This is a genomic window from Streptomyces sp. BR1 (assembly GCF_052373795.1).
Classification (GTDB): Bacteria; Actinomycetota; Actinomycetes; order Streptomycetales; family Streptomycetaceae; genus Streptomyces.
Genome location: NZ_CM126252.1, coordinates 2,297,212 through 2,323,075, shown reverse-complemented (window position 1 = coordinate 2,323,075; position 25,864 = coordinate 2,297,212). Strand labels below are relative to the sequence as shown.

Genomic DNA, 25,864 nt, shown 5'->3' with positions numbered 1-25,864 from the left:
CGGGCTTCGAGCCCACCCCCACATGTTGTGTCGTGGCGGCTTCGGAGGGTGTCCGAGTACCCAACTCCCGTAGCGGCGCGGGCATTCCCGCAGGACACAGCGACGGGCCGCCGGATCTCCCGGCGGCCCGTCGTCGGCCACGCGCGCGTGGCGCCGTGTTCAGTGGTGGTTCAGTGCGCGGCGCCCGCCGTCGCGGGCGGCAGTTCGGTCTGTACGCCCGGATCGCCCGCGTCCGCCGTGTAGTCCTCCGGGGACGTCTCGTCGACGCCGTCGGGGGCCTTCAGGGCCCGCAGGGCGACCGTCAGGACCACCGTCACCGCGACGTTCAGGACGAACGCGGTGAGGCCGATGTAGCCGATCTCACCGATGCCGGGGATCTCCTTGGAGCTGCCGCCGAAGTGCTTCTGGGTGGGGGAGGCGACCCCGTACGCGGCGAGCGTGCCGTACGCCATGCCGACGGCCCAGCCCGCGAGCAGCGCCCAGCGGTGGAACCAGCGGGTGAACAGACCGCCGACCAGCGCAGGGAACGTCTGCAGGATCCAGATGCCGCCGAGCAACTGGAAGTTGATCGCGACCGTCTTGTCCATCGTGAGGACGAAGACCAGCGCACCCACCTTCACCACGAGCGAGACCAGCTTGGAGACCTTGGCCTCCTGCGCGGGCGAGGCGTCCGGTTTGATGAAGTCCTTGTAGATGTTGCGGGTGAACAGGTTCGCCGCCGCGATCGACATGATCGCCGCGGGCACCAGCGCGCCGATGCCGATCGCCGCGAAGGCCACGCCCGCGAACCAGTCCGGGAACATGTCCTCGAAGAGCTGCGGGATCGCCAGCTGGCCGTTCTTGACCTTGACCCCGGCCGCGATCGCCATGAAGCCGAGCAGCGCGAGCAGGCCCAGCATCAGCGAGTACAGCGGCAGGATCGTGGTGTTGCGGCGGATGACGTTGCGGCTGCGCGAGGAGAGCGTCGCCGTGATCGAGTGCGGGTACATGAAGAGCGCGAGCGCCGAGCCGAGCGCGAGCGTGGCGTACGTCCACTGGCTCTTGTCGCCGGGCACCAGCGCGCCCGTGGGCTTGCCTGCCGCGTTCGGGGTGTCGAACTTGTGGCGGGCGGCGGCGAAGATGTCGTGGAAGCCGCCCAGTTTGATCGGGATGTAGATGATCGCCACCAGGATGACGATGTAGATCAGGGCGTCCTTCACGAACGCGATCAGCGCGGGCGCGCGCAGACCCGAGGAGTACGTGTACGCCGCGAGCACCGCGAACGCGATCAGCAGCGGCAGGTCCTTGAGGAACCAGTTGCCGGACCCGCCGACGCCCATCACGTCGAGCACCGCCTGGATGCCGACCAGCTGGAGCGCGATGTACGGCATCGTGGCGAGGATGCCGGTGATGGCGACCGCGAGCGAGAGGCCCTTGGAGCCGAAGCGGCCGCGCACGAAGTCCGAGGTCGTCACATAGCCGTGCTTGTGTGAGACCGACCAGAGCCGGGGCAGGAACGTGAAGATCAGCGGATAGACGAGGATCGTGTACGGCACGGCGAAGAACCCGGCCGCGCCCGCCGCGTACACCGCCGCCGGGACCGCCACGAACGTATAGGCCGTGTACAGGTCGCCGCCGAGCAGGAACCAGGTGACCCAGGTGCCGAACGAGCGCCCGCCCAGGCCCCATTCGTCCAGGCTCTGCTCGTTCTCGGCCTTGCGCCAGCGCGCGGCCATGAAGCCGATGACCGTGACGGCCAGGAAGAAGAAGATGAAGACGCCGAGCGCGACGCCGTTGACGCCGCCTTCTGCTGCGAGAGTCACTTCGACGCACCTTCCTTGCGGGTGGTGCGCTGGTCGTGCTGCCACAGCTTGTACGCGAGCATGGTGAGCGCGGTCGAGATCAGCACCCACAGCATCTGGTACCAGTAGAAGAACGGGATTCCGATGAAGGCCGGGTCGGCCTTCGCGTACGAACCGACCCAGAGCATCGCCACGAAGGGCGCGATCAGGCAGAAGGCGATGACCACGCGCACGGGCGTGATCAGCGGTCTGCTCTCCTGTGTGGACTGCGGCATATGGTGGCTCCCGTCCCCTCGCTGCTCACCTGTGCAATGCGCAGGCAATCTAGGGGACGGAATCCCGCCCCGGGAACCCCTGTACCGGATACCGGACGCGAGGTCGGGGCCGAGCCGCCGGACATGTCGGTCGTTGCGCCGCTTCGACCTCTCAGTCGGTCGGCCGCTTCAGGCGCGCGACGAACTTGTAGCGGTCGCCGCGGTACACAGAGCGCACCCACTCGACCGGTTCGCCGTCGCCGTCGATGGAGTGGCGCGAGAGCATCAGCATCGGCAGGCCCACGTCCGTGCCGAGCAGCCCGGCCTCGCGCGGGGTGGCGAGCGACGTCTCGATGGTCTCCTCGGCCTCGGCGAGCCGCACCCCGTACACCTCGTTGAGCGCGGTGTAGAGAGAGGTGTACTTGACCAGCGAGCGGCGCAGGGCCGGGAAGCGCTTGGCCGAGAGGTGGGTCGTCTCGATCGCCATCGGCTCGCCACTCGCCAGGCGCAGCCGCTCGATGCGCAGCACGCGGCCGCCGGTGGTGATGTCGAGCAGCCCCGCGAGCGTGTCGTCGGCGGTGACATAGCCGATGTCGAGCAGCTGGGAGGTCGGCTCCAGGCCCTGGGCGCGCATGTCCTCGGTGTACGAGGTGAGTTGCAGTGCCTGGGAGACCTTGGGCTTGGCGACGAAGGTGCCCTTGCCCTGGATGCGCTCCAGGCGGCCCTCGACGACCAGCTCCTGGAGGGCCTGGCGCACGGTGGTGCGGGAGGTGTCGAACTCGGCCGCGAGCGTGCGCTCCGGCGGCACCGGGGTGCCCGGCGGCAGGGTCTCCGTCATCTCCAGGAGATGCCGCTTGAGGCGGTAGTACTTGGGCACGCGAGCGGTCCGGGCGCCGGCGCCCGCCTCAGTCTCCGTACCGCTCCCATCGGTGGCCATGGCCCGCCCTCCCGAGTGCTGCGCTGCTGCCGTCACCGGCTCCTCCGTCTGTCGCGGCTCACATGGTGGCACGGACCGGTCACGGGTCGTCCCCTCCCTCTCAGGTGTCGGTCCGATAACGGACGCGACAGCCCTTCTTATACACCCTTGACACCCCTAAAGGTCTAGGCCAAGCTCCCGGTACTGGTCTAAACCATTAAAGACCAGGTCCCAGCCCCACAGGCAGTACACGTCGTATGTCTTCGCGGTGGGCGGGGGGTTGCAGCATCCCTGAGGAGGGTGGCGTGAAGCGCAAGCTCATCGCGGCGATCGGCGTCGCGGGCATGTTGGTCGGCGTCGCGGCGTGTGGTTCGGACGACAAGAAGGACGGCGCCAGCGGCGGCGGCAACGACGCCAAGCAGCTGACGGTCTGGCTCACGGTCGACGCCCAGAAGAACTGGCCGGACCTGGTCAAGGCCGCCGACGACGCGATCGTCGCCAAGCACCCCGGTCTCAAGATCAGCCACGAGTACTACGGCTGGCCGGACAAGAACGCCAAGCTCGACGCGGTCCTCGCCACCGACAAGGCCCCCGACGTCGTCGAGATGGGCAACACCGAGATGCTCGCCTACTCGGTCAAGGGCGCCTTCGCCGAGGTCGACCCGTCGAAGTTCGACAACTCCGCCGCCTGGCTGGACGGCCTCAAGGCCTCCGTGACGTACGACGGCAAGACCTACGGCGTCCCCTACTACGCCGGTGGCCGCACGGCGACCTGGCGCAAGGACATCGCGGCCGGCGCGGGCGTCACCGCCACGCCGAAGACGTACACCGAGCTCACCGCCGACCTGGACAAGATCCAGGCGAAGGAGGGCGACAAGTTCAGCGCCTGGTACCAGCCTTCGCGCGACTGGTACGCGGCCATGTCGTACGTGTACGACGCCGGCGGCTCCATCGCCAAGGAGGACGGCGGCAAGTTCAAGGCGAACCTGTCCTCGCCGGAGTCCCTCAAGGGCCTGACGGAGTACAAGAACATCCTCGACAAGTACATGCACGGCGACAAGACGAAGGACGAGTCCGACCGTCCGATCGTCTACGGCCAGGGCAAGTCCAGCCTGATCTTCGCCTCCGCCTGGGAGGGCGGCAGCGCGGCCCTGCCGGAGAACGACAAGGTCGGCAAGCTCGCCGACAAGATCGAGTCGTTCGTGATGCCCGGCCCGTCCGGCAAGGCCATGCCGGTCTTCCTCGGCGGCTCCGACCTGGCCGTCCCGGTCAAGTCCAAGGCGCAGGGCCTCGCCGCCGAGTGGATCAACGCGTTCACCGGCACCGAGGGCCAGAAGGGCCTCGTCGCCAAGCAGAACCTGCCCAACAACAAGACGGCGCTCGCCCCGCTGAAGTCGGACCCGAAGACGGCGGTCGCCGCCACCGCGGCCGAGTCCAGCTGGTTCGTGCCCATGGCGCCGGGCTGGGGCCAGGTCGAGAAGGCCAAGGTCCTCCAGGACATGCTCCAGTCCATCGGCACCGGCAAGAAGTCGGTCGAGCAGGCCGCGAAGGACGCGGACACCGCGATCGACAAGGTCATCAACACCAAGTGACCTGTGGGCGAGGGCCCCGTCCGAAGCGACGGGGCCCTCGCCCGGCCAGTACCGGAGAGGGACCGCTAGGAGCGCGCGATGAGTGCCGCAGAGACAACCACCGCCAAGGTGCCGCCCGCGCGGCGCGACCCACAACAGAGTGGGGAATCCGAAAAGCCCAACGGGCCGGGCAGAAAGCGCGGCGTGGGCCAGGCGGTGGTGCCCTGGGCGCTGCTCGCCCCGTGCCTGATCGCGCTCGCCGTCGTACTCGGCTATCCGCTGGTACGCCTGGTCACCCTGTCCTTCCAGAAGTTCGGCCAGCCGCAGCTGTGGGGATTCAAGAGCCCCGAGTCGGTCGGCTTCGACAACTTCACCAACGTCCTGAGCGACAACGAGTTCTGGACCGTCGTCGTCCGTACGGTCCTGTTCGCCTTCACCGCGGTCGTGCTGACCATGGTGCTCGGCATGCTGATCGCCCTGCTGCTCCAGCGGGTCTCCGGCTGGGTGAAGACGCTCGTCAACATCGCCCTCATAGCGAGCTGGGGCATGCCCGTCGTCGTCGCCATCACCATCTTCAAGTGGATGTTCGACAGTGACTTCGGCGTACTGAACTGGCTGCTCAGCCGGTTGCCCGGGGTCGACATGGACGGCCACAACTGGTTCGCCAGCGGCACCCAGGGCCTCGCCGTCATCATGCTGCTCGTGGTGTGGGGCGCGGTGCCGTTCGTCGTCATCACGCTCAGCGCGGGCCTCACCCAGGTCCCCAAGGAGCTCGAAGAGGCCGCCCGGCTCGACGGGGCGGGCGCCTGGGGCGTGTTCCGGCACGTCACCCTGCCGATCCTCAAGCCGATCATCGTGATGCTGGCGACGCTTTCCGTCATCTGGGACATGGGGGTCTTCCCCCAGGTCTTCGTGATGCGCGGCGGCCACCCCGAACCCGAGTTCCAGCTCCTCACCACGTACTCGTACGACAAGGCGTTCGTGGTCAACGACTACTCGCAGGGCTCCGCGATCGCCCTGCTCACCGTGCTGCTGCTGCTCGGTGTGATCGCGGTCTACATGCGCCAGATGCTGAAGATCGGAGAGGTGGAGTAACCATGGCTGCCTCCGCCACGGCGCCCGCGCGCCCTCGCCGCAAGAAGTCCAAGCTCGGCTGGAACCTGCTCGGCCTGCTCGTCTTCGTCACCGCCGGCTTCCCCGCCTACTGGATGCTCAACACGGCGCTGAAGCCCGCCAAGGACGCGATCGACCCCAACCCGCACTTCTTCCCGCGGACGTTCACCCTGGAGAACTTCCGCCGGGCCCTGGACATCGGCGACTTCTGGGGCTCGATCGGCCGCTCGCTGATCGTCTCGCTCGTCGTCGTGGTCATCGGGATCGCGGTCGGGCTGCTCGCGGCGCTCGCCATCTCGCGGTTCGCCTTCCGGGGCCGCAAGATCGTGATCGTCGGCATCCTCGCGGTGCAGATGATCCCGCTGGTCGCGATGATCATCCCGGTCTTCCTGCTCCTCAACGACCTCGGTCAGTACGACAAGTTGACCGGTCTGATCCTCACCTACCTCACCTTCATCCTGCCCTTCACGGTCTGGACGCTGCGCGGCTTCATCGTCAACGTCCCCAAGGAGCTGGAGGAGGCGGCGATGGTCGACGGGTGCAGCCGCACCGGCGCGTTCCTGCGCGTGGTGTTCCCGCTGCTCGCCCCGGGCATGGTGGCCACCTCGGTTTACGGCTTCATCCAGGCGTGGAACGAATACCTCTACGCCCTGATGCTGATGAGCCAGAACCACCAGACCGCCACCGTCTGGCTCTCCAGCTTCACCACCCAGCACGGCACCGAGTTCGCCCCGATGATGGCCGGCTCCACCTTGATGGCCGTCCCCATCGTGGCGCTCTTCCTCCTCGTCCAGCGCAAGATGGCCGCGGGTCTGACGGCCGGCGCCGTGAAGGGATGACGCCGCTCCATGACGACGATCGCACGCAGCACCGACACTCTGACGCGTGACGCCCTCACCGTCCTGCAGCCCGGTTTCGTCGGCACCACCGCCCCCGACTGGCTGCTGCGCCGGATCGGCGAGGGCCTGACCTCGGTCGGCCTGTTCGGCCGCAACATCGCCTCGGCCGCCCAACTGGCCGCGCTCACCGCCCAGTTGCGGGCCGAGCGGGGCGATGTCCTGGTCGCCATCGACGAGGAGGGCGGGGACGTCACCCGCCTGGAGGTCCGCACCGGCTCCTCCTTCCCCGGCAACCTCGCGCTCGGCGCGGTCGACGACACGGCGCTGACCCGGGACGTCGCCCACGAGCTGGGCCGCCGCCTGGCCGCCTGCGGGGTCGACCTCAACTGGGCGCCGTCCGCCGACGTCAACTCCAATCCGGGCAATCCGGTCATCGGCGTACGGTCGTTCGGCGCCGACCCGCACCTCGTCGCCCGGCACACCGCGGCGTACATCGAGGGGCTCCAGTCCGCCGGAGTCGCCGCCTGCACCAAGCACTTCCCGGGCCACGGCGACACCGCCGTCGACTCGCACCACGCGCTGCCCCGTATCGACGTCGACCTCGACACGCTGCACGCCCGTGAACTGGTGCCCTTCCGCGCGGCCATCGCCGCGGGTTCCAAGTCGGTCATGAGTGCGCATATTCTTCTTCCCGCGCTCGACCCGACCCGCCCGGCGACGCTGAGCCCGCGTGTCCTGACCGGACTGCTGCGGGACGAACTCGGCTACGACGGGCTGATCGTCACCGACGCCGTGGAGATGCAGGCCATCGCCTCGACGTACGGGATCGAGCGCGGCTCGGTCCTCGCGATCGCGGCGGGCGCCGACGCGCTGTGCGTCGGCGGCGGCCTTGCGGACGAGGACACCGTGCTGCGGCTGCGCGACGCCCTCGTCGCGGCGGTACGGGCCGGCGAACTGCCCGAGTCACGCCTGGCGGACGCGGCGGCGCGGGTGCGCGCGCTCGCGTCCTGGACCAGGCGGGCCAGGGGGGACGTTGCGGGGCCGGGCGCGGACATGCAGGAGGGGACCGCGCCCGGCACCGACATCGGCCTGGTCGCGGCGCGGCGTGCGCTGCGCGTGACGGGGGATGCGGCGCCGCTCGCCGCCGCGCCCTATGTGGCGTCGTTCACCCCGGTCGCGAACATCGCCGTCGGGGACGAGACGCCGTGGGGGGTGGGGGCGGAGCTTTCGGCGCTGGTGCCGGGGACCGAGACGGGGACGTACGGGCCGGACGCGGATGCGTCCGAGGTCCTCGCCGCGGCGGGCACCCGCCGTATCGTCGCGGTCGTCCGCGACGAGCACCGCCATCCGTGGATGTCGGCGGCCCTGCACACCCTGCTGTCGGCGCGCCCCGACACGGTGGTGATCGAAATGGGCGTGCCCCAGGCGCCTCCGAGGGGGGCGGTGCACATCGCGACGCACGGCGCGGCGAGGGTGTGCGGGCGGGCGGCGGCGGAGGTTGTCGCCGGGGTCTGACCCCCACCCCACCCCTTCCCGAAACTCTCCGAGGGGTGTTGTTCGTCTGCGGACCGTGCTGGGTTGCTCGCGCAGTTCCCCGCGCCCCTAGGAGCGCCCTCCGGGCGCATCTAAGGGGGCGCGGGGAACTGCGCGCTCAGCCCCCACCGGCGGTCAGCCGGCAAAGCGCGTTACAGGCCCTGCCACACCGGCTTGTTGGCAAACGTGTGGCGGAAGTAGTGCGCGAGCTTCAGCTTCGACGCCGCCGCCTCGTCGACCACCACCGTCGCGTGCGGGTGGAGCTGGAGCGCGGAGGCGGGGACGACCGAGGCGACCGGGCCCTCGACGGTCTGGGCGACCGCCTCGGCCTTGCCCTCGCCGGTGGCGAGCAGCACCAGGTGCCGGGCCTCCAGGATCGTGCCGATGCCCTGGGTGATGACGTGGTGCGGCACCTGCTCGATGTCGTCGTCGAAGAAGCGCGCGTTGTCGACCCGCGTCTGCTCGGTCAGCGTCTTGATCCGGGTGCGCGAGGCGAGCGAGGAGCAGGGCTCGTTGAAGCCGATGTGCCCGTCGGTGCCGATGCCGAGGATCTGCAGGTCCACCCCGCCCGCCTCGGCCAGCGCCCGGTCGTACGCCTCGCACGCGGCCTGGACGTCGTCCGCCGAGCCGTCCGGGCCCAGGAAGGAGTCGGCCGCGAGCCCCAGCGGCTCGACGACCTGGCGCAGCACGGTCGCGCGGTACGACTCGGGGTGCCCGGCCGGCAGCCCGACGTACTCGTCGAGCTGGCAGACCCGGGCCCGCGAGACGTCGACGCCGCCGGCGGCGACCTTGGCCGTCAGCGCGTCGTAGATGGGCAGCGGGGTCGAGCCGGTGGCCACGCCCAGGAGGGCGTCGGGCTTGCGGCGCCACAGGGCCGCGATGGACTCCGCGATGAGCTCGCCGCCCGCCTTGGCGTCCGGGACGATGACAACTTCCACGTGGGCCTGCCGATCTGGAGACGTGAGAACCGTATGTGGTATAGACCAATCTAGCAGAGGTGAGGGTCCTTTCGGCGGGCGGTCGCACCTACTGTCGGGCCTTCTTCCATCGTCGGTCGCGCGGGTTTCCGGAACGCATACGGAGACCGCCATTCGGAGGCATCGCGCATGACGGCGCCGAACGTGGCACTCTGGGCCGGGGCGTCCGCGGCCGGGACGCGTCAACGCAAACGGATGGACAGCCAGGAATGGTCTAGTCCACAATGGCCAGCAGACCTCCGGCCTCCCCGCACAGGAGACCGGACGAGGTGCACGGCACTCTCTGCCCTGACCGGGCCGGGCACCTCCCGTAAGGCCGAGGGGCACCGCACACCCGTCGGCCGGCAATATCCGGGCTGCGGTGCCGGACGGGCCGAGGGTCCCGACCCGGCGCCGCGGCCCGCGCGGGTACCCTCGCTGACGTGCCCTCCATGAACGACCTCGTACGCCAGCACACCGCTCTCAGTGAGTCCGACCTGGAGTGGCTGCACCTGCTGGTCTCGGAGTGGCAGCTGCTCTCCGACCTCTCCTTCGCCGACCTGGTGCTGTGGGTCCCGACCCTGGACGGCACCCGGTACGTGTCCGTCGCGCAGATGCGGCCCAACACCGGGCCCACCTCCTACCAGGACGACATGGTCGGCCACCTCGTCCCGCGCGGCCGCCGCCCGCTGCTCGACGCGGCTCTCGACGAGGGCCGGATCGTGCGCGAGGGCGACCCGGAGTGGCGCGAGGAGGTCCCGGTCCGGGTCGAGTCCATCCCCGTACGCAGGGAGGGGCGGGTGCTGGGAGTGATCGCGCGCAACACGAACCTGCTCACCGTGCGCACCCCCTCCCGCCTTGAGCTCACCTATCTCCAGTCCGCCTCGGACCTGGCGCAGATGATCGCCGCCGGGTCGTTCCCGTTCCCCGGGCAGCAGGTCGACATGGACGCGTCGCCGCGCGCGGGCGACGGGCTGATCAGGCTGGACGCGGACGGCATCGTCCAGTACGCGTCCCCGAACGCCCTCTCCGCGTACCACCGGCTCGGCCTCGCCTCCGACCTCGTCGGGCACCACCTCGGCGAGCTCACCGCCCAACTCGCGCCCTCGCGCGGCCCGGTGGACGAGGCGATCGCCAAACTGGCCAGCGGATACGCCCCGCGCGAGGCCGAGGTGGAGGGCAGCGGCGGGGTCATCCAGCTGCGCGCCATCCCGCTCAAGCCGAAGGGCACCCGGATCGGGTCGCTCGTGCTGCTGCGGGACGTCACGGAACTGCGCCGCCGCGAGCGCGAGTTGATCACCAAGGACGCCACCATCCGGGAGATCCACCACCGGGTGAAGAACAACCTCCAGACGGTCGCGGCCCTGCTGCGCCTCCAGTCCCGGCGGATCGAGTCCGAGGAGGGGCGCGAGGCGCTGAACGAGGCCGTGCGCCGCGTCGGCTCGATCGCGATCGTGCACGAGACGCTCTCGCAGAACCTGGACGAGCGCGTCGAGTTCGACGAGATCGCCGACCGGGTGCTCGCGATGGTCGCGGAGATCTCCCCGGGCAAGGTCGCCTGCCGGCGTACGGGCCGGTTCGGCATCCTCGACGCCGAGGTCGCCACCCCGCTCGCGATGGTGCTGACCGAGATCCTCCAGAACGCCCTGGAGCACGCCTTCGCCCAGGGGGAGCACGGCACGGTCGAGGTCTCGGCCGTACGCGGCGGCACCCGCGAGGACGCCCGGCTGCTGATCACTGTGCGCGACGACGGCCGCGGGCTGCCCGAGGGATTCGACCCGCAGAAGGCCGGGAACCTCGGCCTCCAGATCGTCCGGACCCTGGTCGAGGGCGAACTGGGCGGCGCCTTCGACATGGTGGCGGCGCCCGAGCGGGGTACCCAGGTCGTGCTCGACGTGCCGGTGCGGGCGGAGAAGTAACCCGGTCCGCCGGTTTTCCCCGTACGCGATCGTGAACACCGCGTACGGCGATGCAGTCGTGAACACCGCACACAGCAGCGAGCCCCGGACCAGTGGATCGGTCCGGGGCTCGAATGCTGTGGGTTACTGCTGCGCGCTGCGGCTCGGGGGGCGGTGAGTGCGTACTCGCTGTACGCGCCGCGCGGGCCTAGGCAGAGGGGGGATCAGGCGGTCGCGTTGCGCGCCCGGTTGCGAGCGGCACGGCGCTTCATCGCGCGGCGCTCGTCCTCGCTGAGGCCACCCCAGACGCCGGAGTCCTGGCCGGACTCAAGCGCCCACTGCAGGCACTGCTCCATCACGGGGCAGCGACGGCAGACGGCCTTGGCTTCCTCGATCTGCAGCAGCGCAGGACCGGTGTTGCCGATGGGGAAGAACAGCTCGGGGTCTTCCTCACGACAAACGGCGTTGTGACGCCAGTCCATGGCTGCTACCTCTCTTGGTATTTCATACGGTGGCTTGTGAATGTGAACGCTTTCACGAATCCCCCCGCAAGGGAAGGGCCGACTTCCAGGTGAACTGGTTGTGGTCCGAAGCTGAGGAGGGGTTCTGGCTCTCACGGAGGCCGGTGTTGCGGGCCGTCCCGATCGCCATGTAGAGATTCGCAAACCTCGGCGGCGGATACAACCCCTTCCGGAAAGTTTTTTTTGATTCCTCGGTGTCGACTGGGTCACAGTCGTACTTCTATGGGGTGGGGCCCAGCCCAAACGTTCGAGTTAAAGGACTTTCGGCCCTTCCACTCACACAATCACACGCAGTGCACGGCGTACGCCTGTGAACGTCACGCTGGTGCGCAGACCCAGGTGGTCGCCGTCCATCTGGAAGGGGAGCGGGGCCTTGGAATGCAAGGTGAAGTCCGTGAGGTCATGCATGGAGACGGCGTGCTTGCCGTGTGGACCCTTTTCGGGCGTCGACGTCAGCAGCTGGGTCGCGTAACGGGTCGCCGTGGACATCGACAGCTTGCTGAGCGCCAGCATGTCGAGGCCGGTCTCGAAGGACGCCTCCGGAGCCGCGAAGACCGGGCGATTGCCCAGGTAGGTCCAGGGGGCGGTGTTGCACACTATCGACATCACCAGGTTCTCGACCGGGTCCTGGTCCGGCCGCTCCAGGGTGATCCTGCCCTTGCCGCGGTGCGGCTCGGAGAGGAACTGTCTGGCCACCTGGCGCAGGTACAGCGCGTGCGTCGAGCGCTTTCCGCGCTCCCGCTGCTGTTCGACCCGGCCGATGACCCCGGCGTCGAAACCGAATCCGGCGCAGAAGGTGAACCAGCGGGACGGGACGCCCTCGTCCTCGGTGCCCGGCGTGCCGGCCGCGAGGCCCAGGCTCACCACCCGGCTCCGCTCCTCGCGCAGCGCGTCGAGGAGTATCCCGGTCGCCTCCACCGGCTCGTTGGGCAGACCGACCGCGCGCGCGAAGACATTGGTGGAGCCGCCGGGGACCACGGCGAAGTTCGGCAGGTTCTCCGGGTCGGGGCCGTTGTGCAGCAGACCGTTGACGACCTCGTTGACGGTGCCGTCGCCGCCGAGCGCCACGACCAGGTCGATATCGCTGTCATCCGCCGCCCGCCGTCCCAGATCGCGGGCGTGCCCCCGGTACTCCGTGGTCACGACCTCCAGCTTCATCTCGCTGGCCAGGGCGTGGATGAGGACATCACGGGTGCGGGCACTGGTGGTGGTAGCCGCCGGGTTGACCACGAGAAGTGCACGCATGGTCGCCAGGGTACCTACCGGGCGGTACCCGGCGCAGTCCCGCCCCTGTGTGACGTACGCGGGCGCACTCAAGATCCTTTACGTACGGGGCTACCCTGCTGGGGTGAGTACTGAGCAGCACCCCGACAGCGAGCAGCAGCACGACGGCGCCGGAGCCCCGGACGGGCCGCGCCCCCGCCGGCTCACCCAGGCGGCCGCGATCGCCGCGATCGAGGGCCTGGCCCTGGTCGGCGTCGGCCTCTACATGCTGATCATCGGGCTGATGGGCAGGCCGCACCAGCCGCGCACGGCGGAGACCGGCGGCGTGACCATGATCGTCCTCGGCCTCATCCCGCTGCTGGCCGCGCGCGGGCTCTTCCTGCGCCGCCGCTGGAGCCGCGGACCCGCGCTGATCACCCAGATCCTGGCGCTCCCGGTGGCCTGGATGTTCCTCACCGCGAACGGCCCGGCGATCCCGGTGGGCATCGCGGTGGCCGTCGCCGCGGTGACCGGCCTCGTCCTGCTGGTCAACCCGGCCACGGCCCAGGCGCTGGGCGTGCGGGGCGCGGGCGGGACGGACGCGCCCTAGCGGGCCCCGCTCAGCGCGTCACTCCTCCACCAGCAGCTTCTCGCGCAGCTGGGCCAGCGTGCGGGCCAGCAGGCGCGAGACGTGCATCTGCGAGATGCCGACCTCCTGGGCGATCTGCGACTGCGTCATGTTGCCGAAGAAGCGCAGCAGCAGGATCCGCTTCTCGCGCGGCGGCAGGTCCTCCAGGAGCGGCTTGAGCGACTCCCGGTACTCGACGCCCTCCAGCGCCTCGTCCTCGGCGCCCAGGGTGTCCGCGACCGCCGGTGACTCGTCGTCGGTGTCCGGGACGTCGAGGGAGAGCGTGGAGTACGCGTTGGCCGACTCCAGGCCCTCCAGGACCTCCTCCTCGGAGATGCCCAGGCGCTCCGCCAGCTCGTGCACCGTGGGCGAGCGGCCGTGCTGCTGGGAGAGCTCCGCGGTGGCCGTGGTGAGGGCGAGCCGGAGCTCCTGGAGGCGGCGCGGCACCCGGACCGCCCAGCCCTTGTCGCGGAAGTGCCGCTTGATCTCGCCGACGACCGTCGGTGTCGCGTACGTCGAGAACTCCACGCCGCGCTCCGGGTCGAACCGGTCGACCGACTTGATCAGGCCGATCGTGGCGACCTGGGTCAGGTCGTCGAGCGGCTCGCCGCGGTTGCGGAAGCGCCGGGCCAGGTGCTCGACCAGCGGCAGATGCATCCGGACCAGCTTGTTGCGCAGCTCGGCCTTCTCCGGCGAGCCGTCCGGGAGCTTGCGCAGCTCGATGAACATCGCCCGCGCCCCGCTGCGGTCCTGCGGGTCGTGGTGCTGTCGCGTGTGCTCGATGTGCTCGCTCATGTGGGCCGCCCGCTCTGCCTGCCGCGTCTGCTCCGCCACGGCCTTGAGGCCGTCAAGTCCGTCCACCGGGTGCGGCCGGGCCTGCTGCTCCGGGATTCCCGCGGAGCGCCGCGTTTCCGGCAGCGTCTCGGGGATGTGCTCGTCGTCCCGCACCGGACCCTCCCCGCTCACGCCGGTCCGGGTCCCGCGCCGCGCTGTTTGTACAGGCTGATGGAGACCGTACGGTCGTCGGCGACCGAGGAGTCGACCTTGCCGGCGAGCGCCGAGAGCACCGTCCAGGCGAAGGTGTCGCGCTCGGGGGCCCGGCCGTCGGTCGTCGGCGCGGAGACCGTGACCTCCAGCGAGTCGTCGACGAGGCGGAACACGCAGCTGAGTACGGAGCCGGGAACGGCCTGCTGGAGCAGGATCGCGCAGGCCTCGTCGACCGCGATACGCAGATCCTCGATCTCGTCGAGGGTGAAGTCCAAACGTGCCGCGAGGCCGGCCGTGGCCGTACGCAGCACCGACAGGTAGGCACCCGCGGCCGGCAGCCGGACTTCCACGAAGTCCTGATTCCCGGGCTCGCCTGCGATCTGGGACACCCTCACCTCCAAGGTGGCACAAGCTCTCTCGGGCCCCGGCGGAGGGGACGCCTCCGGGGCCATGCGGTACGTAATGCGGTGATCGTGCGTCGTCCACGCGATCGTGTGTGCTCGGGGGGCGACGCTATCGCGATCCATGGTGCCGTGTCGCCGGGACCCCTCCCGGCAGGTGTCACTCATGGTAAGCATATGAGCACGGACAGTGGCTAGGGGTGTGCGGTGCCCAATTGCTGTGAACCGGCGCCGGGTTGACGTACCCAGGCCGAAGGCCGTCGAACCGTCCGGGCCCTCCCGACCTCACGCCTCACACCAGGAGGTTGTCCACAAAGCACCAGCGCCAGTTCTCGCCCGGCTCCAGGGTGCGCATCACCGGATGGCCGGTGTGCTTGTGGTGCGCGGTGGAGTGGCGCATCGGCGAGGAGTCGCAGCAGCCCACATAGCCGCAGACCAGACAGAGCCGCAGCTGGACGTAGTGGGTCCCGGCGGCCCGGCACTCGGGGCACGTGTCGCTCAGTGGCGCGGGCTCGGGGCGCGGCAGTTCGGCAACGTGCGGGCACTCGCTCATGATTGCCAGGTTACGACGGTCCGGCTGTGAGGGGGCTGGGATGGACGCACTGCCGTTGGTGGCACTGGTGGCGGGCAGCGCGGCGGTGGCCGGGGCGGCCCGCCGCACACCGGTGCCGGCGCCGCTGCTGCTGGTCGCCGCGGGCCTGGTGGCGGCCTATGTGCCGGGCGTGCCGGAGTACGCGCTCGACCCGCACGTCGTGCTGCCGCTGATCCTGCCGCCGCTGCTGTACACGGCGGCGGTGGACAGCTCGTATCTGGACCTGCGGGCCAATCTGCGGCCCGTCGCGCTGCTCTCGGTCGGTTACGTACTGTTCGCGACCGTGGCCGTGGGCTGGCTCGCCTACCTGATGGTGCCGGACCTGCCGCTGACCGAGGCCCTGGTGCTCGGCGCGGTGGTGGCGCCGCCGGACGCGGTCGCGGCCACCGCGATCGCCCGGCGCCTCGGCCTGCCGGGCCGGATCACCACGGTGCTGCAGGGCGAGTCGCTGGTCAACGACGCCACCGCGATCACCGCCTACAAGGTGGCGCTCGCGGCGGCCGTCGGGGAGGGGGCGACCTGGGCGGGCGGGGTGCGGGAGTTCGCGCTCGCGGCTGTCGGCGGGGTCGGGATCGGCCTGATCCTGATGGCGCCGATCCACTGGCTGCGCACGCATCTGACCGAGGCACTGCTCCAGAACACGCTCTCGCTGCTCATCCCGTTCGTCGCGTACGCGGCGGCCGAGCAGGTCGGGGCGTCCGGGGTGCTCGCCGTGGTGGTCGTGGCGCTCCATCTGGGCCATCGCTCCTGGCAGGTGGACTTCGCGACCCGGCTCCAGGAGGCGGCGGTCTGGAAGATGGTCGCGTTCGTCCTGGAGTCGGCGGTGTTCGCGCTGATCGGGCTGCAACTGCCGGTGGTGCTCAAGGGCCTGGGCGCGTACGAGGGCTGGGAGGCGGCCCTGTACGCGGTGGGGGTCTTCGCGGCGGTCGTCGTGGTCCGGTTCGTCTGGGTCTTCCCGGCCACCTTCCTGCCCCGGGTGCTCTCCGAGCGGATCCGCGTGCGCGAGCCCGACACGAACTGGACGGCGCCGGTGATCGTCGGCTGGGCGGGGATGCGGGGTGTGGTCTCGCTCGCCATCGCCTTCTCGATCCCGATGACGACCCACGACGACCTGCCGTTCCCGGCGCGCGACCTGGTGCTCTTCCTGACGTTCACGACGGTCATCGCCACGCTGGTCGTGCAGGGGCTCACCCTGCCGCCGCTGATCCGGGCGCTGAAGCTGCCGGGGCGGGACGCGCGGGCCGAGACACTGGCCGAGGCGCAGGCGCAGAGCCAGGCCTCCGCGGCCGCCGAGGCCCGTCTGGACGAGCTCCTCGCCGACGAGGCCAACGCGCTGCCCGCGCCGCTCGCCGACCGGCTGCGCACGGTCCTGGAGCGGCGCCGCAACTCCGTGTGGGAGCGCCTGGGCGAGGTGAACGCGGTGACCGGCGAGTCGGCCGACGACGTCTACCGCAGGCTGTCGCGGGAGATGATCGGCGCCGAGCGCGAGGTCTTCGTCCAGCTGCGGGACGCGCGGCGCATCGACGACGAGATGCTGCGGACGCTGCTGCGCCGACTGGACCTGGAGGAGGCGGCGGCGTACCGGGAGGGCGAGTCGTGAGCCCTAGAGCGGCTGTCCGGTGATGACGGCGGCCACGGTCGTTCCCTTCGGGAACGAGCCCTCTTCGGCGAGCGTGAGCAGCCCGTACAGCATTTTGGCGACATAGAGACGTTCGACGGGCAGTTCGTGCCGGGCCTCGAAGTCGGCCGCGAAGGCGTCGAGTTCGGGTGTCGTACGGGCGTAACCGCCGCAGTGGAACCGCTCGTCCAGGGACCAGTTCGCGGTGGGTTCGCCGAGAGTGCGGCGCTGCAACTCCCGTATCTCGTCGGCCAGGAACCCGCCCCGCAGCACCGGGAACCCGATGGCCCGCTGTCCCTCCGCGAGCCCGGCGGCCAGTCCCGCGAGGGTGCCGCCGGTCCCGCACGCGACGGCGACGACATCGGCGAGGCCGTGCAGCTCGCGCCCGAGAGCCGTGCAGCCCTGCACGGCAAGGGAGTTGCTGCCGCCTTCGGGGACGAGGTACGGGTCGCCGCCGAAGAGCTCTCGCAGCGCCTCCAGCACCTCCGGCTCGGCCTTGCGCCGATACGTCGAGCGGTCGACGAAGTGCAGCCGCATGCCGTCCGCCGCGCACTGGGCGAGCGAGGGGTTCAGGGGGCGGTGGGCGAGCTCGTCGCCCCGGACGACGCCGATCGTGGGAAAGCCGAGCAGCCGCCCGGCTGCGGCCGTCGCCCGCAGATGGTTGGAGTAGGCCCCGCCGAACGTGAGCACCGGCCGCCCGGCCGCCTCCTGGAGGTTCAGGGAGAGCTTGCGCCATTTGTTGCCGGGCAGGGCCGGGTGGATCAGGTCGTCGCGCTTGAGGAGGAGGCGTACGCCGTGACGGGTGAAGCGCTCGTCCTCGATCCCTTGCAGTGGCGAAGGAATGCGCGGCCGCAGCCGGGAGGTGAGGTCGAGCGCTTCTGGGGTCACGCGTCCATTGTCGCCTTCACCGTCATTTCAGCAGCTCCGCGATCCTGCCCCGGAGCCAGTCCATGGTGAAGCCGCGCGGGTCCACCTTGCCGGGCTGCCACTCCTTGTGGCCGATCACCGACCGCTCGGTCCATCCGTAGTGGCGGCAGATCGCGGCCGCCGCTCTCTCGATGGCTTCGAGCTGGGCATCCGGCCAGGGGTCGGCGCCGTCGCCGAGGTTCTCGCACTCGAACCCGTAGAAGCGCGCGTTGCCGTCGGTGTCGGCCTCGTCGCACGGCGGCAGACGTTTCTCGGCGATGACGGCCGCCAGGACGTCGCCGTCGCCCGCGCCCGCGTGGTTGGCGCGGCCGTTGCCGACGAGGTGGACCGTGCCGTCCTTGGTGATCACGCCGTGGCAGAGCGGGCCGGGCAGGCCTTCGTAGCCGTCGTAGCAGACGCGTACGGTCGCGTCGGCGCCCTCGGTGGCGGTGTGGTGGATCATCACGCCGTTGATCGGGCCCCAGGCGCCGTGCCCGGCCCGGTTGTGGGTGCGCCACTCGCCGACCTCGACGACCCGCAGGCCTTCGGCACGCAGTGCGGCGAGGAACTGGTCAGCGGACATGGGTGGGGCCATGGCCGACTCCTTTGCAGGTGGTACGGAATGAAGTGTGCCGATTCTTACCGGAACTTCCGTACCTGGGCGATCTGTTCGGGCGGTGTGCGAGCCGATCCGGACAGACCGCCCGGTTCGGCTCAGTCCCGCGTCAGCCAGAGGTCGGGGCCGAACACCTCGTAGTGGATGTCGGCGGCCGGAACGCCCTTGGCGAGCAGCTGTGTGCGTACCGCCCGCATGAAGGGCAGCGGTCCGCACAGGTACGCGCGCGTGCCCGGCGGGACCGCGACCGAGTCCAGGTCCACCAGGCCCGTACGGTCGAGGGGGTGACCGGCGTCCGGCCGCTCGTACCAGAAGTGGGCGGCGCCATCGGGGAGTTTGGCGGTCAGGGCCGCGTGGTCCTCGCGCAGCGCGTGCTCGGCGGGGGAGCGGTCGCCGTGCACCACGGTCACCGGGGCGCGGTGTCCCGAGTCCGCCAACTGCTCCAGCATCGACAGCATCGGCGTGCAGCCGATCCCCGCCGAGGCGAGCAGCAGCGGCGCGTCCGTGTCGTCGAGGACGAGATCGCCGTACGGGGCCGAGACACGCAGCCGGTCGCCCTCGCGCACGCGCGCGTGGAGATGCTGGGAGACCTCGCCGTCGGGCGCCCCGGCCGCGCCCCGGACCCGCTTGACCGTGATCGAGCGGGTGGTGGAGCCGGGGGCGCCGCTGAGGCTGTACTGGCGTATCTGGCGGGCGCCGTCCGGGAGTTCGACCTGGACGGAGACGTACTGGCCGGCGCGGAAGCCGGGCGCGGGGGCGTCGTCGGCGGGGCGCAGCCGGAAGGTGGCCGCGTCGGCGGTCTCGTCGCAGCGCCCCACCACGGTCCACTCGCGCCAGACGTCACCGGCGAGGACGCCCTGCTCGGCGTAGAGCCGCGCCTCGATGGCGATCAGGGCGTTCGCCATCAGCCAGTAGACCTCGTCCCAGGCGGCGGCGACCTCGGGCGTGACGGCCTCGCCGAGCACCTCGACGATCGCGTCGAAGAGATGCAGATGGACGACCTCGTACTGCTCGGCCGTGATCCCGAGCGAGGCATGCTTGTGGGCGATACGGCCGAGCATCACGTCGGGGCGGTCGTCCGGGTGGTCCACGAGGTGGGTCGCGAAGGCGGCGATGGCGCCCGCGAGCGCCTGCTTCTGGACCCCGGCGGCCTGGTTGCCCCGGTTGAACAGATCGCGCAGCAGCTCGGGACGGGCCGCGAACAGCCGCTCGTAGAACCGCTCGGTGATGGTGCCGATGGCCGCGCCGACGGCGGGCAGGGTGGCACGGACGGTCGCGGTCGACTTCTCGGACAGCAACGGGGCTCCTCGATGACTCGATGACGTGGTCGGTGGTCGATAATTGGAATCTGAAAGTCGTATTTTTGGGCGTGGTGAAGCCCGAAGGCGTGTCGGTTCAGCGGCTGCCGCTCGGGTCCGCCCGTTTACGGTGCGGGCGCCCGGCCCAGGCCGATCAGCAGCGGGCCCGTCGGCGAGGTGACGAGGTCGCCGATGGTGAGCGGGTCCAGCGAGGAGTAGAACGCCTCCTGGGCGCGGCGCAGTGCCCCGCGCAGCAGGCACGCGGAGTTCAGCGGGCACGGCGTACCGCCCTCGCACTCCACCACGTCGCCGGGGCCCTCCAGTTCGCGGACGAGCCCGCCGACCGAGGCCCGGCGGCCGGCCTGGGTGAGCGTGAGCCCGCCGCCACGGCCGCGCCGCGCCTCGACGAGCCCGAGGTGCTGGAGCCTGGCGACGACCTTCGCGGTGTGCGTATAGGGCACCCGCATGATCTCGGCCACCTCGCGGGTGGTGGGCGGAACCTCCTGGGTGCCGTCCTCGACGACGGCAAGGCGCATCAGTACGCGAAGCGCCAGGTCCGTGAATCTCGTCAGCCGCATGGCCTCACCGTAGATAACTTGCATCTCTTGTGCAACTTTGTGGCCGGATGGTGAGGTTGGCCCCCGGGGAAACGCAACATGCCCCGCCGACGCCGTTCCATTCCCACTCATTTGTGTAATGGCGTGGGCACGGTCCGTGCTGGAAGGCTTCTTGCCGCAGGTCAGCTCATGATCGGAAGATCGAGAGGGAATCGCATGTCGGTCGAGGCAGGGTCCGAGAACCGCGCGCAGCAGAGTCTTGGTACCGCGGCGGCGCGGAATCTGGCGACCACCACCAAGTCCGCTCCTCAGATGCAGGAGATCACCTCTCGGTGGCTGTTGCGGATGCTGCCGTGGGTGCAGGTGCAGGGTGGTACGTATCGGGTGAACCGGCGGCTGAGCTACTCGGTGGGTGACGGGAAGGTCACCTTTGTGCAGACGGGTGAGCGGGTGAGTGTGATCCCGGCGGAGCTGGGGGAGCTGCCGGCGCTGCGGGATTACGAGGACGAGGCGGCGCTGACGGAGCTGGCGAACCGGTGTGAGCAGCGGGAGTTCGCGGCGGGGCAGGTGCTGGCGGCGGCGGGTGATCCGGTGGATGCGGTGTATCTGCTGGCGCATGGGCGTGTGGAGCGGATCGGCGCCGGCCCGTATGGCGATGAGGCTGTGTTGGGTGTGCTGGCGGACGGTGCGTATCTGGGGGAGCAGGCGCTGGTCTCCGGGGAGGCGGTGTGGGACGCCGCCGCGCGGGCGGCCACGGCGTGCACGGTGCTGGTGCTCACCCGGGCGGATGTGCTGAACCTGGCGGAGCGGGCGCCGTCGTTGCACGAGCACTTGGCCGGGGTGGCGTTGCTGCCGCAGCAGCGCACCAACAAGTACGGCGAGGCGGCCATTGACCTCGCGGCGGGCCACGTGGGCGAGCCCGTCATTCCGCACACCTACGTCGATTACGAGGGTGCGCCGCGTGAGTACGAACTCTCCGTCGCCCAGACGGTGTTGAAGGTCCATTCACGGGTGGCGGATCTGTACAACCAGCCGATGAACCAGACCGAGCAGCAGTTGCGGCTGACGGTGGAGGCGTTGCGGGAGCGCCAGGAGGATGAGCTGGTCAACAACCGGGAGTTCGGGTTGCTGGCGAACTGTGATTACGGGCAGCGGTTGCAGCCGCATGACGGGGTGCCGTCGCCGGATGACATGGATGAGTTGCTGTCGCGGCGGCGGGGCAGCAAGTTGTTCCTGGCGCATCCGCGGGCGATCGCGGCGTTCGGGCGTGAGTGCAACAAGCGCGGTCTGGTGCCGGAGTCGATTGAGATCAACGGGAACCGGATCCCGACGTGGCGGGGGGTGCCGATTTTCCCGTGCGGGAAGATCCCGGTCACGCCGGAGCGGACGACGTCGATCATCTGTATGCGTACGGGTGAGGACGAGCAGGGTGTGATCGGGCTGCGGCAGAGCGGGATTCCGGACGAGATCGAGCCGAGTCTGTCGGTGCGGTTCATGGGGATCGATGAGCAGGCGATCATCTCGTACCTGGTCACCGCCTACTACTCGGCCGCGATCCTCGTGCCGGACGCGCTCGGGGTGCTGGAGAACGTCGAAGTCAGCCGCTGGCGCTGACCTGGTGGACCCCGCGTGGGCGGTCGGCGCCTGGGGAGGTCCGCCGGCCGCCCACCGGTCATGGCGAGCGTGCACACGGCGCCCCGGTTGCGCGGCGCATCGGCCACGGCGTATCGAACACGGCGAGAGGAATGTCGAGTTGGTCATGGGGGAAGCCGTCGAGGGACGCGAGGCCGTCGACCTGCTGGAGCGGACCCGGGTGGCGGTCAATCCGCATCTGCGGGACACCGTCGAGTCGCTGCCCGGCTCGATACGGCGGGTCGCGATGTACCACTTCGGATGGGAGCACGCCGACGGCACACCGGCCGCCGGGCAGGCGGGCAAGGCGATCCGGCCCGCGCTGGTCCTCGCCGCCACCCGCGCGCTCGGCGGCGACCCGGAGCACGCGCTGCGGGCGGCGGCCGCCGTGGAGCTCGTCCACAACTTCACGCTGCTGCACGACGACGTGATCGACGAGGACGCCACCCGGCGCCATCGGCCCACCGCCTGGACCGTGTTCGGGACGCCGGACGCGATCATCGTCGGGGACGCGATGCTCGCCCTGGCGCTGCGGCTGCTCGCCGAGGACGGCCATCCTGCGGCCCCGGCCGCCTCGGCCCGGCTCGCGTCGTGCGTGATCGAGCTCTGTGCGGGGCAGCAGGCGGACTGCGCCTTCGAGCAGCGCGGCCCGCAGGAGGTGTCGCTCGACGAGTGCATCGACATGGCGATGGCGAAGACGGGCGCGCTGCTGGGGTGCGCGTGTTCGCTGGGGGCGCTGTACGCGGGGGCCGGGGCCGAAGAGGTGGCGGCGCTCGACGCGTTCGGGCGGGAGGCGGGGCTCGCCTTCCAGCTCATCGACGATCTGATCGGCATCTGGGGCGACCCCGGGCGTACCGGGAAACCGGCCGGGGCCGATCTCGCCGCGCACAAGAAGTCGCTGCCGGTGGTGGCCGCGCTGACCTCGGGCACGCCCGCCGCTACCGAACTCGCCGAGCTGTACCGGGGGCCGATGGGGGCGGCTGCGGTCCGGCGGGCGGCGGGGGCCGTGGATCGGGCGGGTGGGCGCGACTGGGCGCAGATCCATGCGGCGGATCGGATGGCACGTGCCCTGGACCAGTTGTCCGGGGCCGTGCCGGATCTCGCCGCGGCGGGGGATTTGCTGGCCCTGGCCGAGTTCGTGACGCGTCGGTCCCGGTGACCGGGCTCGCTTTGTCCGCCCGAGGGGGGCGGGGTCGAGGGTCCCCGGGGCTGCCGCCGGGGCCCTCGATCCCTGACTCGGGGAGAGCCAATTCCAGGATCGATGCGGTCAGTTGAGGATCAGCGGAGTGTGGGCATCTTTTGACTGCGGACCGTGCGTGGCTGGTCGCGCAGTTCCCCGCGCCCGTTAGGTTGCCCGGGACCGTAGCGCATAGCCACAGCCCCGTGGCCCTTAAGTGGCCCCGAACCGTGGCGAACAGCCACAGCCCCCGCGCCCCTTAAGCCGCCCGGGACCGTCAGTGGACCCCACAACCAAAGAGAGGTCAGTTTGCGTCAGCTCTCCTACTGCGTCGCCCTCTCCATCGACGGGTTCACCGCCGCCCCCGACGGGGCGTACGACTTCTACCCGGTCAGCGATGAGCTCGTCGGGTTCATGGTCGGGGAGCTTCCCGACGCTCTGCCGACCGGGGTTCGTAAGGCCATGGGGATCGATGGGGCGGTCAACTCGCGGTACGACACGGTGCTGATGGGGCGGGGGACGTATGAGCCCGCCCTGCGGGAGGGCATCACCAACCCGTACGCGCATCTGCGGCAGATCGTGTTCTCGCGCAGTCTCGTTGAGTCGCCCGATCCGGCCGTGGAGGTCGTCGCCGGGGACCCGGTGGCGTATGTGCGGGAGCTCAAGCGCGAGGAAGGGCTCGACCTCTACCTCTGCGGTGGCGCCGACCTTGCCGGGCAGCTCATCGATGAGATCGACGAGCTTGTCATCAAGAGCTATCCCGTTGTCGCAGGTGCCGGAATCCCCTTGTTCCGGGCCGGGTTCGGGCCCCGCGCGTTCGTGCCGACCGGGAGCCGTTCCTTCGAAAACGGTACAGTCGTCACCACTTACACAAGGAAGCGCTAACTCCCATTTCGGTCACGCCCTGTGACGAACAGCAGGGTACGCCGCTAATCTCCCGCCCATGACACCACAGTCCTGGGCGGGCTGGTACCGAGACCGCCATGGATCCGAAGCGCTGACGATCACCGCCGACGGGGCGCATCTGCGCACCCGTATCAGGGGGGTCGACTTCGCCGGAGCGGGCTTCGACTCGCTCGGCCCGGTAGCGGTACCGGGCATACCGTCTCAGAGCTCGTTCGCGCTCGACGGCGGCACTCTTCGCGACTTCGTCCTGGAGTGGGACATGCCGGTACCGGTCGCGTCCGCCGACGGGGCGGTCCAGCACGCCACCCTGAGCTGCCTGCTCTCCCTCAAACCGCCGGAGCCCGAGGTCGGGCTCGCGCTGCACCTCGGGGGAGCGGTGTACGCCTCGGGGCGCGCCGAGCTGGACTTCGGCTCGGTGCTCGACGACATCCGGCGCCAACTGCCCTCCGGGGCACGGCTCCAGCCGTCGGTGCTCGAACTGACCTGACGGGCGGAAGCTCGGATTCCGGTCCTGACGCAGGTGGTTGTGTGCCATCTGCGTCAGGAAGCCGTCAATAAAGGCAAGTTGGGGTGGTCGATCTCCCTGTCGTCTCGTCATTGTTCTACTACTATGAGAACAATGAAGGTATCGATGAATCAGGCGCGATACCGGCTCGTGGCTCTCGCCACGCTGCCGTTCCTGCTGGCCCTCGCCGTCGACCTGATCCTCTTCGCCGTCCTGCGCGACCGGCTGCCGGACCGGCTCGCCAGCCAGTTCAACGGCAGCGGCGGCGCCCCCAGCGACTACGCCGGCCGTACGTCGTGGGTCATCGTGGACATCGGGCTCTCGGTCGGCCTCGCCGTCGTCTGGGGGGCCATCGCCGCTACCGCCGACTTCGCGGTGCGCGGGGCGCGTTGGGCGGTCGGCGCGGGGTACGCGGTGGCGGGTCTCGTCGGCTATCTGATGGCGGTCGCGCTGTGCGTGAACGCGGACGCCGTCGACGGCAGCGAGGCCCGGATGCCGCTGTGGCATCTCGCGGTGGGCCTTGGGGTGGGCGCGCTGGCGGCGGGGGCGGGGACGCTGCTGCTGCGTCTGGTGAAGCTGCCCGCGGTCGTGCCGTCGCCGGGGCCGGGCCTGGTCGAGCACCTCGACCTCGGCGAGAGCGAGGTGGCGGGCTGGGCCCGGCGGGCGCCGTCGCGGACGCTGTGCGCGGTCGGCCTCGCGCTGCTCGCCGCCGGTGGCGGGCTGACCTACGTCTACGGCTGGGGCCGGGCCGCCGCGCCGCTGGTCTGCGGACTCCTCACGCTGCTCTGCTCCTGCGCGTACGTGACGGTCGACCGGCACGGTCTCACCGCCCGCCCGACCGTGCTGCCCTGGCCGCGTGTGCGGATACCGCTGGCGGAGGTGGACCGGGCGGTGAGCCGGGAAGTGAAGGCGCTCGCGGAGTACGGTGGCTGGGGCTACCGGGTCCGGCCGGGCCGGTCGGGTCTGATCCTGCGCTCCGGCGAGGCGATCGTCGTACGGCGCACCGGCGGGCGGGAGTTCGCGGTGACGGTGTCCGACTCGGCGACGGCCGCGGCCCTGCTCAACACGCTGGCCGAGCGCGAGGCGGTGAGGCGCTGATGCTGTTCCGGGTGGACCCGGCCTCGCCGCTGCCGCTGGGCGACCAGATCGCCGCCTCGGTGCGCCGCGCGATCGCCGAGGGCAAGGTGGACCCGGGCGAACGCCTGCCCGCCGCGCGCGCCCTCGCCGACTCCCTGGGCGTCAACGTCCACACGGTCCTGCGCGGCTACCAGCGCCTGCGCGAGGAGGGCCTGATCGAGCTGCGGCGGGGCCGGGGCGCGGTCGTGGTCGACACGACGTCGAACCGCGCCCGGGCCCAACTGCTTGTGCGTGTACGCGAACTGGTCGACGAGGCACGGCAGTTGGGCCTGAGCGAGGACGAGGTGCTGCATCTGGTCCGCACCGGCCTCCAGTAGGG

Annotated in this window: 26 protein-coding genes; 13 read left to right on the top strand and 13 right to left on the bottom strand. The window is 70.4% G+C overall.

Features of this window, described 5'->3' with window-relative positions; all coding sequences use genetic code 11:
• Positions 1 to 170 precede the first annotated feature (170 nt).
• From mctP to ACT1U9_RS09725, 3 genes are all read right to left on the bottom strand, one after another.
• The gene (gene mctP, locus ACT1U9_RS09735) at positions 171 to 1,802 is read right to left on the bottom strand and encodes a monocarboxylate uptake permease MctP (protein ID WP_444537951.1); all 1,632 of its coding nucleotides are present in this window, start codon (positions 1,800 to 1,802) and stop codon (positions 171 to 173) included.
• The gene (locus tag ACT1U9_RS09730) at positions 1,799 to 2,056 is read right to left on the bottom strand and encodes a DUF3311 domain-containing protein (protein WP_444537950.1); all 258 of its coding nucleotides are present in this window, start codon (positions 2,054 to 2,056) and stop codon (positions 1,799 to 1,801) included. Before ACT1U9_RS09730 ends, mctP begins: the two co-directional genes overlap by 4 nt.
• Before the next feature lie 151 nt (positions 2,057 to 2,207).
• Positions 2,208 to 2,972, bottom strand: a complete 765-nt coding sequence (locus tag ACT1U9_RS09725; protein WP_188275977.1) for a GntR family transcriptional regulator — start codon at positions 2,970 to 2,972, stop codon at positions 2,208 to 2,210.
• A 284-nt stretch (positions 2,973 to 3,256) separates the two neighbouring features.
• Between ACT1U9_RS09725 and ACT1U9_RS09720 the strand changes: the two genes are divergently transcribed.
• The 4 genes from ACT1U9_RS09720 (at position 3,257) to ACT1U9_RS09705 (ending at position 7,989) form a co-directional block, all read left to right on the top strand.
• On the top strand, positions 3,257 to 4,543 hold the full coding sequence (locus ACT1U9_RS09720) for an extracellular solute-binding protein (protein WP_444537949.1): 1,287 nt from the start codon (positions 3,257 to 3,259) through the stop codon (positions 4,541 to 4,543).
• A 78-nt stretch (positions 4,544 to 4,621) separates the two neighbouring features.
• Positions 4,622 to 5,617, top strand: a complete 996-nt coding sequence (locus ACT1U9_RS09715) for a carbohydrate ABC transporter permease (RefSeq protein ID WP_444537948.1) — start codon at positions 4,622 to 4,624, stop codon at positions 5,615 to 5,617.
• Between the two features lie 2 nt (positions 5,618 to 5,619).
• The gene (locus ACT1U9_RS09710) at positions 5,620 to 6,474 is read left to right on the top strand and encodes a carbohydrate ABC transporter permease (RefSeq protein WP_444537947.1); all 855 of its coding nucleotides are present in this window, start codon (positions 5,620 to 5,622) and stop codon (positions 6,472 to 6,474) included.
• Positions 6,475 to 6,483: 9 nt separating this feature from the next.
• The gene (locus ACT1U9_RS09705; protein ID WP_444537946.1) at positions 6,484 to 7,989 is read left to right on the top strand and encodes a glycoside hydrolase family 3 protein; all 1,506 of its coding nucleotides are present in this window, start codon (positions 6,484 to 6,486) and stop codon (positions 7,987 to 7,989) included.
• Between the two features lie 170 nt (positions 7,990 to 8,159).
• Here ACT1U9_RS09705 and nagB read toward each other — a convergent pair whose 3' ends face one another.
• Entirely contained in the window at positions 8,160 to 8,945 is a 786-nt protein-coding gene (gene nagB, locus ACT1U9_RS09700) for a glucosamine-6-phosphate deaminase (RefSeq protein WP_444537945.1), read from the bottom strand.
• 470 nt (positions 8,946 to 9,415) lie between these two features.
• Here nagB and ACT1U9_RS09695 point away from each other — a divergent pair, with 470 nt between their 5' ends.
• Complete coding sequence (locus tag ACT1U9_RS09695; RefSeq protein WP_444539054.1) at positions 9,416 to 10,882, top strand: sensor histidine kinase; 1,467 nt, start codon at positions 9,416 to 9,418, stop codon at positions 10,880 to 10,882.
• A gap of 203 nt (positions 10,883 to 11,085) precedes the next feature.
• Here the strand turns inward: ACT1U9_RS09695 and ACT1U9_RS09690 are convergent, their stop codons facing one another.
• Both ACT1U9_RS09690 and ACT1U9_RS09685 read right to left on the bottom strand, forming a co-directional pair.
• A complete protein-coding gene (locus ACT1U9_RS09690; protein ID WP_004937597.1) occupies positions 11,086 to 11,343 on the bottom strand; it encodes a WhiB family transcriptional regulator in 258 nt (85 codons plus the stop codon).
• 315 nt (positions 11,344 to 11,658) lie between these two features.
• The gene (locus ACT1U9_RS09685) at positions 11,659 to 12,627 is read right to left on the bottom strand and encodes a diacylglycerol/lipid kinase family protein (RefSeq protein WP_444537944.1); all 969 of its coding nucleotides are present in this window, start codon (positions 12,625 to 12,627) and stop codon (positions 11,659 to 11,661) included.
• 103 nt (positions 12,628 to 12,730) lie between these two features.
• Here ACT1U9_RS09685 and ACT1U9_RS09680 point away from each other — a divergent pair, with 103 nt between their 5' ends.
• Positions 12,731 to 13,195: a hypothetical protein gene (locus tag ACT1U9_RS09680; protein WP_444537943.1), complete on the top strand. Its 465-nt coding sequence runs from the start codon at positions 12,731 to 12,733 to the stop codon at positions 13,193 to 13,195.
• 18 nt (positions 13,196 to 13,213) lie between these two features.
• Here ACT1U9_RS09680 and ACT1U9_RS09675 read toward each other — a convergent pair whose 3' ends face one another.
• The 3 genes from ACT1U9_RS09675 to ACT1U9_RS09665 form a co-directional block, all read right to left on the bottom strand.
• Positions 13,214 to 14,161, bottom strand: coding sequence for an RNA polymerase sigma factor SigF (locus ACT1U9_RS09675; RefSeq protein ID WP_444537942.1), 948 nt, complete (start codon positions 14,159 to 14,161; stop codon positions 13,214 to 13,216).
• A gap of 14 nt (positions 14,162 to 14,175) precedes the next feature.
• A complete protein-coding gene (locus ACT1U9_RS09670; protein WP_067163834.1) occupies positions 14,176 to 14,589 on the bottom strand; it encodes an anti-sigma regulatory factor in 414 nt (137 codons plus the stop codon).
• A 304-nt stretch (positions 14,590 to 14,893) separates the two neighbouring features.
• Positions 14,894 to 15,154 carry a UBP-type zinc finger domain-containing protein gene (locus tag ACT1U9_RS09665; protein ID WP_444537941.1) on the bottom strand — a complete coding sequence of 87 codons (261 nt, stop codon included), beginning with the start codon at positions 15,152 to 15,154 and terminating at the stop codon, positions 14,894 to 14,896.
• A 40-nt stretch (positions 15,155 to 15,194) separates the two neighbouring features.
• Between ACT1U9_RS09665 and ACT1U9_RS09660 the strand changes: the two genes are divergently transcribed.
• Positions 15,195 to 16,793: a Na+/H+ antiporter gene (locus ACT1U9_RS09660; protein ID WP_444537940.1), complete on the top strand. Its 1,599-nt coding sequence runs from the start codon at positions 15,195 to 15,197 to the stop codon at positions 16,791 to 16,793.
• Between the two features lie 3 nt (positions 16,794 to 16,796).
• Here the strand turns inward: ACT1U9_RS09660 and ACT1U9_RS09655 are convergent, their stop codons facing one another.
• The 4 genes from ACT1U9_RS09655 to ACT1U9_RS09640 form a co-directional block, all read right to left on the bottom strand.
• A complete protein-coding gene (locus tag ACT1U9_RS09655) occupies positions 16,797 to 17,699 on the bottom strand; it encodes a 1-aminocyclopropane-1-carboxylate deaminase/D-cysteine desulfhydrase (RefSeq protein ID WP_444537939.1) in 903 nt (300 codons plus the stop codon).
• 22 nt (positions 17,700 to 17,721) lie between these two features.
• Positions 17,722 to 18,312 carry an N-acetylmuramoyl-L-alanine amidase gene (locus ACT1U9_RS09650; RefSeq protein ID WP_444537938.1) on the bottom strand — a complete coding sequence of 197 codons (591 nt, stop codon included), beginning with the start codon at positions 18,310 to 18,312 and terminating at the stop codon, positions 17,722 to 17,724.
• Between the two features lie 119 nt (positions 18,313 to 18,431).
• Entirely contained in the window at positions 18,432 to 19,631 is a 1,200-nt protein-coding gene (locus tag ACT1U9_RS09645; protein ID WP_444537937.1) for a globin domain-containing protein, read from the bottom strand.
• Between the two features lie 125 nt (positions 19,632 to 19,756).
• On the bottom strand, positions 19,757 to 20,209 hold the full coding sequence (locus tag ACT1U9_RS09640) for an RrF2 family transcriptional regulator (RefSeq protein ID WP_444537936.1): 453 nt from the start codon (positions 20,207 to 20,209) through the stop codon (positions 19,757 to 19,759).
• 195 nt (positions 20,210 to 20,404) lie between these two features.
• Here ACT1U9_RS09640 and ACT1U9_RS09635 point away from each other — a divergent pair, with 195 nt between their 5' ends.
• The 6 genes from ACT1U9_RS09635 (at position 20,405) to ACT1U9_RS09610 (ending at position 25,862) form a co-directional block, all read left to right on the top strand.
• Positions 20,405 to 21,802 (top strand): family 2B encapsulin nanocompartment shell protein, encoded by a 1,398-nt coding sequence (locus ACT1U9_RS09635; RefSeq protein WP_444539053.1) that lies wholly within the window; start codon positions 20,405 to 20,407, stop codon positions 21,800 to 21,802.
• A 145-nt stretch (positions 21,803 to 21,947) separates the two neighbouring features.
• Positions 21,948 to 22,979 (top strand): family 2 encapsulin nanocompartment cargo protein polyprenyl transferase, encoded by a 1,032-nt coding sequence (locus ACT1U9_RS09630; protein WP_444537935.1) that lies wholly within the window; start codon positions 21,948 to 21,950, stop codon positions 22,977 to 22,979.
• A 327-nt stretch (positions 22,980 to 23,306) separates the two neighbouring features.
• On the top strand, positions 23,307 to 23,882 hold the full coding sequence (locus tag ACT1U9_RS09625) for a dihydrofolate reductase family protein (RefSeq protein WP_444537934.1): 576 nt from the start codon (positions 23,307 to 23,309) through the stop codon (positions 23,880 to 23,882).
• 58 nt (positions 23,883 to 23,940) lie between these two features.
• Positions 23,941 to 24,390 carry a DUF6304 family protein gene (locus ACT1U9_RS09620; protein WP_444537933.1) on the top strand — a complete coding sequence of 150 codons (450 nt, stop codon included), beginning with the start codon at positions 23,941 to 23,943 and terminating at the stop codon, positions 24,388 to 24,390.
• A gap of 144 nt (positions 24,391 to 24,534) precedes the next feature.
• The gene (locus tag ACT1U9_RS09615; RefSeq protein ID WP_444537932.1) at positions 24,535 to 25,506 is read left to right on the top strand and encodes a DUF1648 domain-containing protein; all 972 of its coding nucleotides are present in this window, start codon (positions 24,535 to 24,537) and stop codon (positions 25,504 to 25,506) included.
• Positions 25,506 to 25,862: a GntR family transcriptional regulator gene (locus ACT1U9_RS09610; protein ID WP_444537931.1), complete on the top strand. Its 357-nt coding sequence runs from the start codon at positions 25,506 to 25,508 to the stop codon at positions 25,860 to 25,862. Before ACT1U9_RS09615 ends, ACT1U9_RS09610 begins: the two co-directional genes overlap by 1 nt.
• Positions 25,863 to 25,864: the final 2 nt, after the last annotated feature.

Coding starts and splice junctions, on each gene's coding strand:
- ACT1U9_RS09665 (WP_444537941.1), bottom strand. CDS start 15,154: ATGAGCGAGTGCCCGCACGTTGCCGAACTGCCGCGCCCCGAGCCCGCG.
- ACT1U9_RS09705 (WP_444537946.1), top strand. CDS start 6,484: ATGACGACGATCGCACGCAGCACCGACACTCTGACGCGTGACGCCCTC.
- ACT1U9_RS09685 (WP_444537944.1), bottom strand. CDS start 12,627: ATGCGTGCACTTCTCGTGGTCAACCCGGCGGCTACCACCACCAGTGCC.
- ACT1U9_RS09650 (WP_444537938.1), bottom strand. CDS start 18,312: ATGGCCCCACCCATGTCCGCTGACCAGTTCCTCGCCGCACTGCGTGCC.
- ACT1U9_RS09695 (WP_444539054.1), top strand. CDS start 9,416: ATGAACGACCTCGTACGCCAGCACACCGCTCTCAGTGAGTCCGACCTG.
- ACT1U9_RS09630 (WP_444537935.1), top strand. CDS start 21,948: ATGGGGGAAGCCGTCGAGGGACGCGAGGCCGTCGACCTGCTGGAGCGG.
- ACT1U9_RS09635 (WP_444539053.1), top strand. CDS start 20,405: ATGTCGGTCGAGGCAGGGTCCGAGAACCGCGCGCAGCAGAGTCTTGGT.
- ACT1U9_RS09710 (WP_444537947.1), top strand. CDS start 5,620: ATGGCTGCCTCCGCCACGGCGCCCGCGCGCCCTCGCCGCAAGAAGTCC.
- ACT1U9_RS09715 (WP_444537948.1), top strand. CDS start 4,622: ATGAGTGCCGCAGAGACAACCACCGCCAAGGTGCCGCCCGCGCGGCGC.
- ACT1U9_RS09620 (WP_444537933.1), top strand. CDS start 23,941: ATGACACCACAGTCCTGGGCGGGCTGGTACCGAGACCGCCATGGATCC.
- ACT1U9_RS09690 (WP_004937597.1), bottom strand. CDS start 11,343: ATGGACTGGCGTCACAACGCCGTTTGTCGTGAGGAAGACCCCGAGCTG.
- ACT1U9_RS09725 (WP_188275977.1), bottom strand. CDS start 2,972: ATGGCCACCGATGGGAGCGGTACGGAGACTGAGGCGGGCGCCGGCGCC.
- ACT1U9_RS09640 (WP_444537936.1), bottom strand. CDS start 20,209: ATGCGGCTGACGAGATTCACGGACCTGGCGCTTCGCGTACTGATGCGC.
- ACT1U9_RS09610 (WP_444537931.1), top strand. CDS start 25,506: ATGCTGTTCCGGGTGGACCCGGCCTCGCCGCTGCCGCTGGGCGACCAG.
- ACT1U9_RS09730 (WP_444537950.1), bottom strand. CDS start 2,056: ATGCCGCAGTCCACACAGGAGAGCAGACCGCTGATCACGCCCGTGCGC.
- ACT1U9_RS09615 (WP_444537932.1), top strand. CDS start 24,535: ATGAATCAGGCGCGATACCGGCTCGTGGCTCTCGCCACGCTGCCGTTC.
- ACT1U9_RS09660 (WP_444537940.1), top strand. CDS start 15,195: ATGGACGCACTGCCGTTGGTGGCACTGGTGGCGGGCAGCGCGGCGGTG.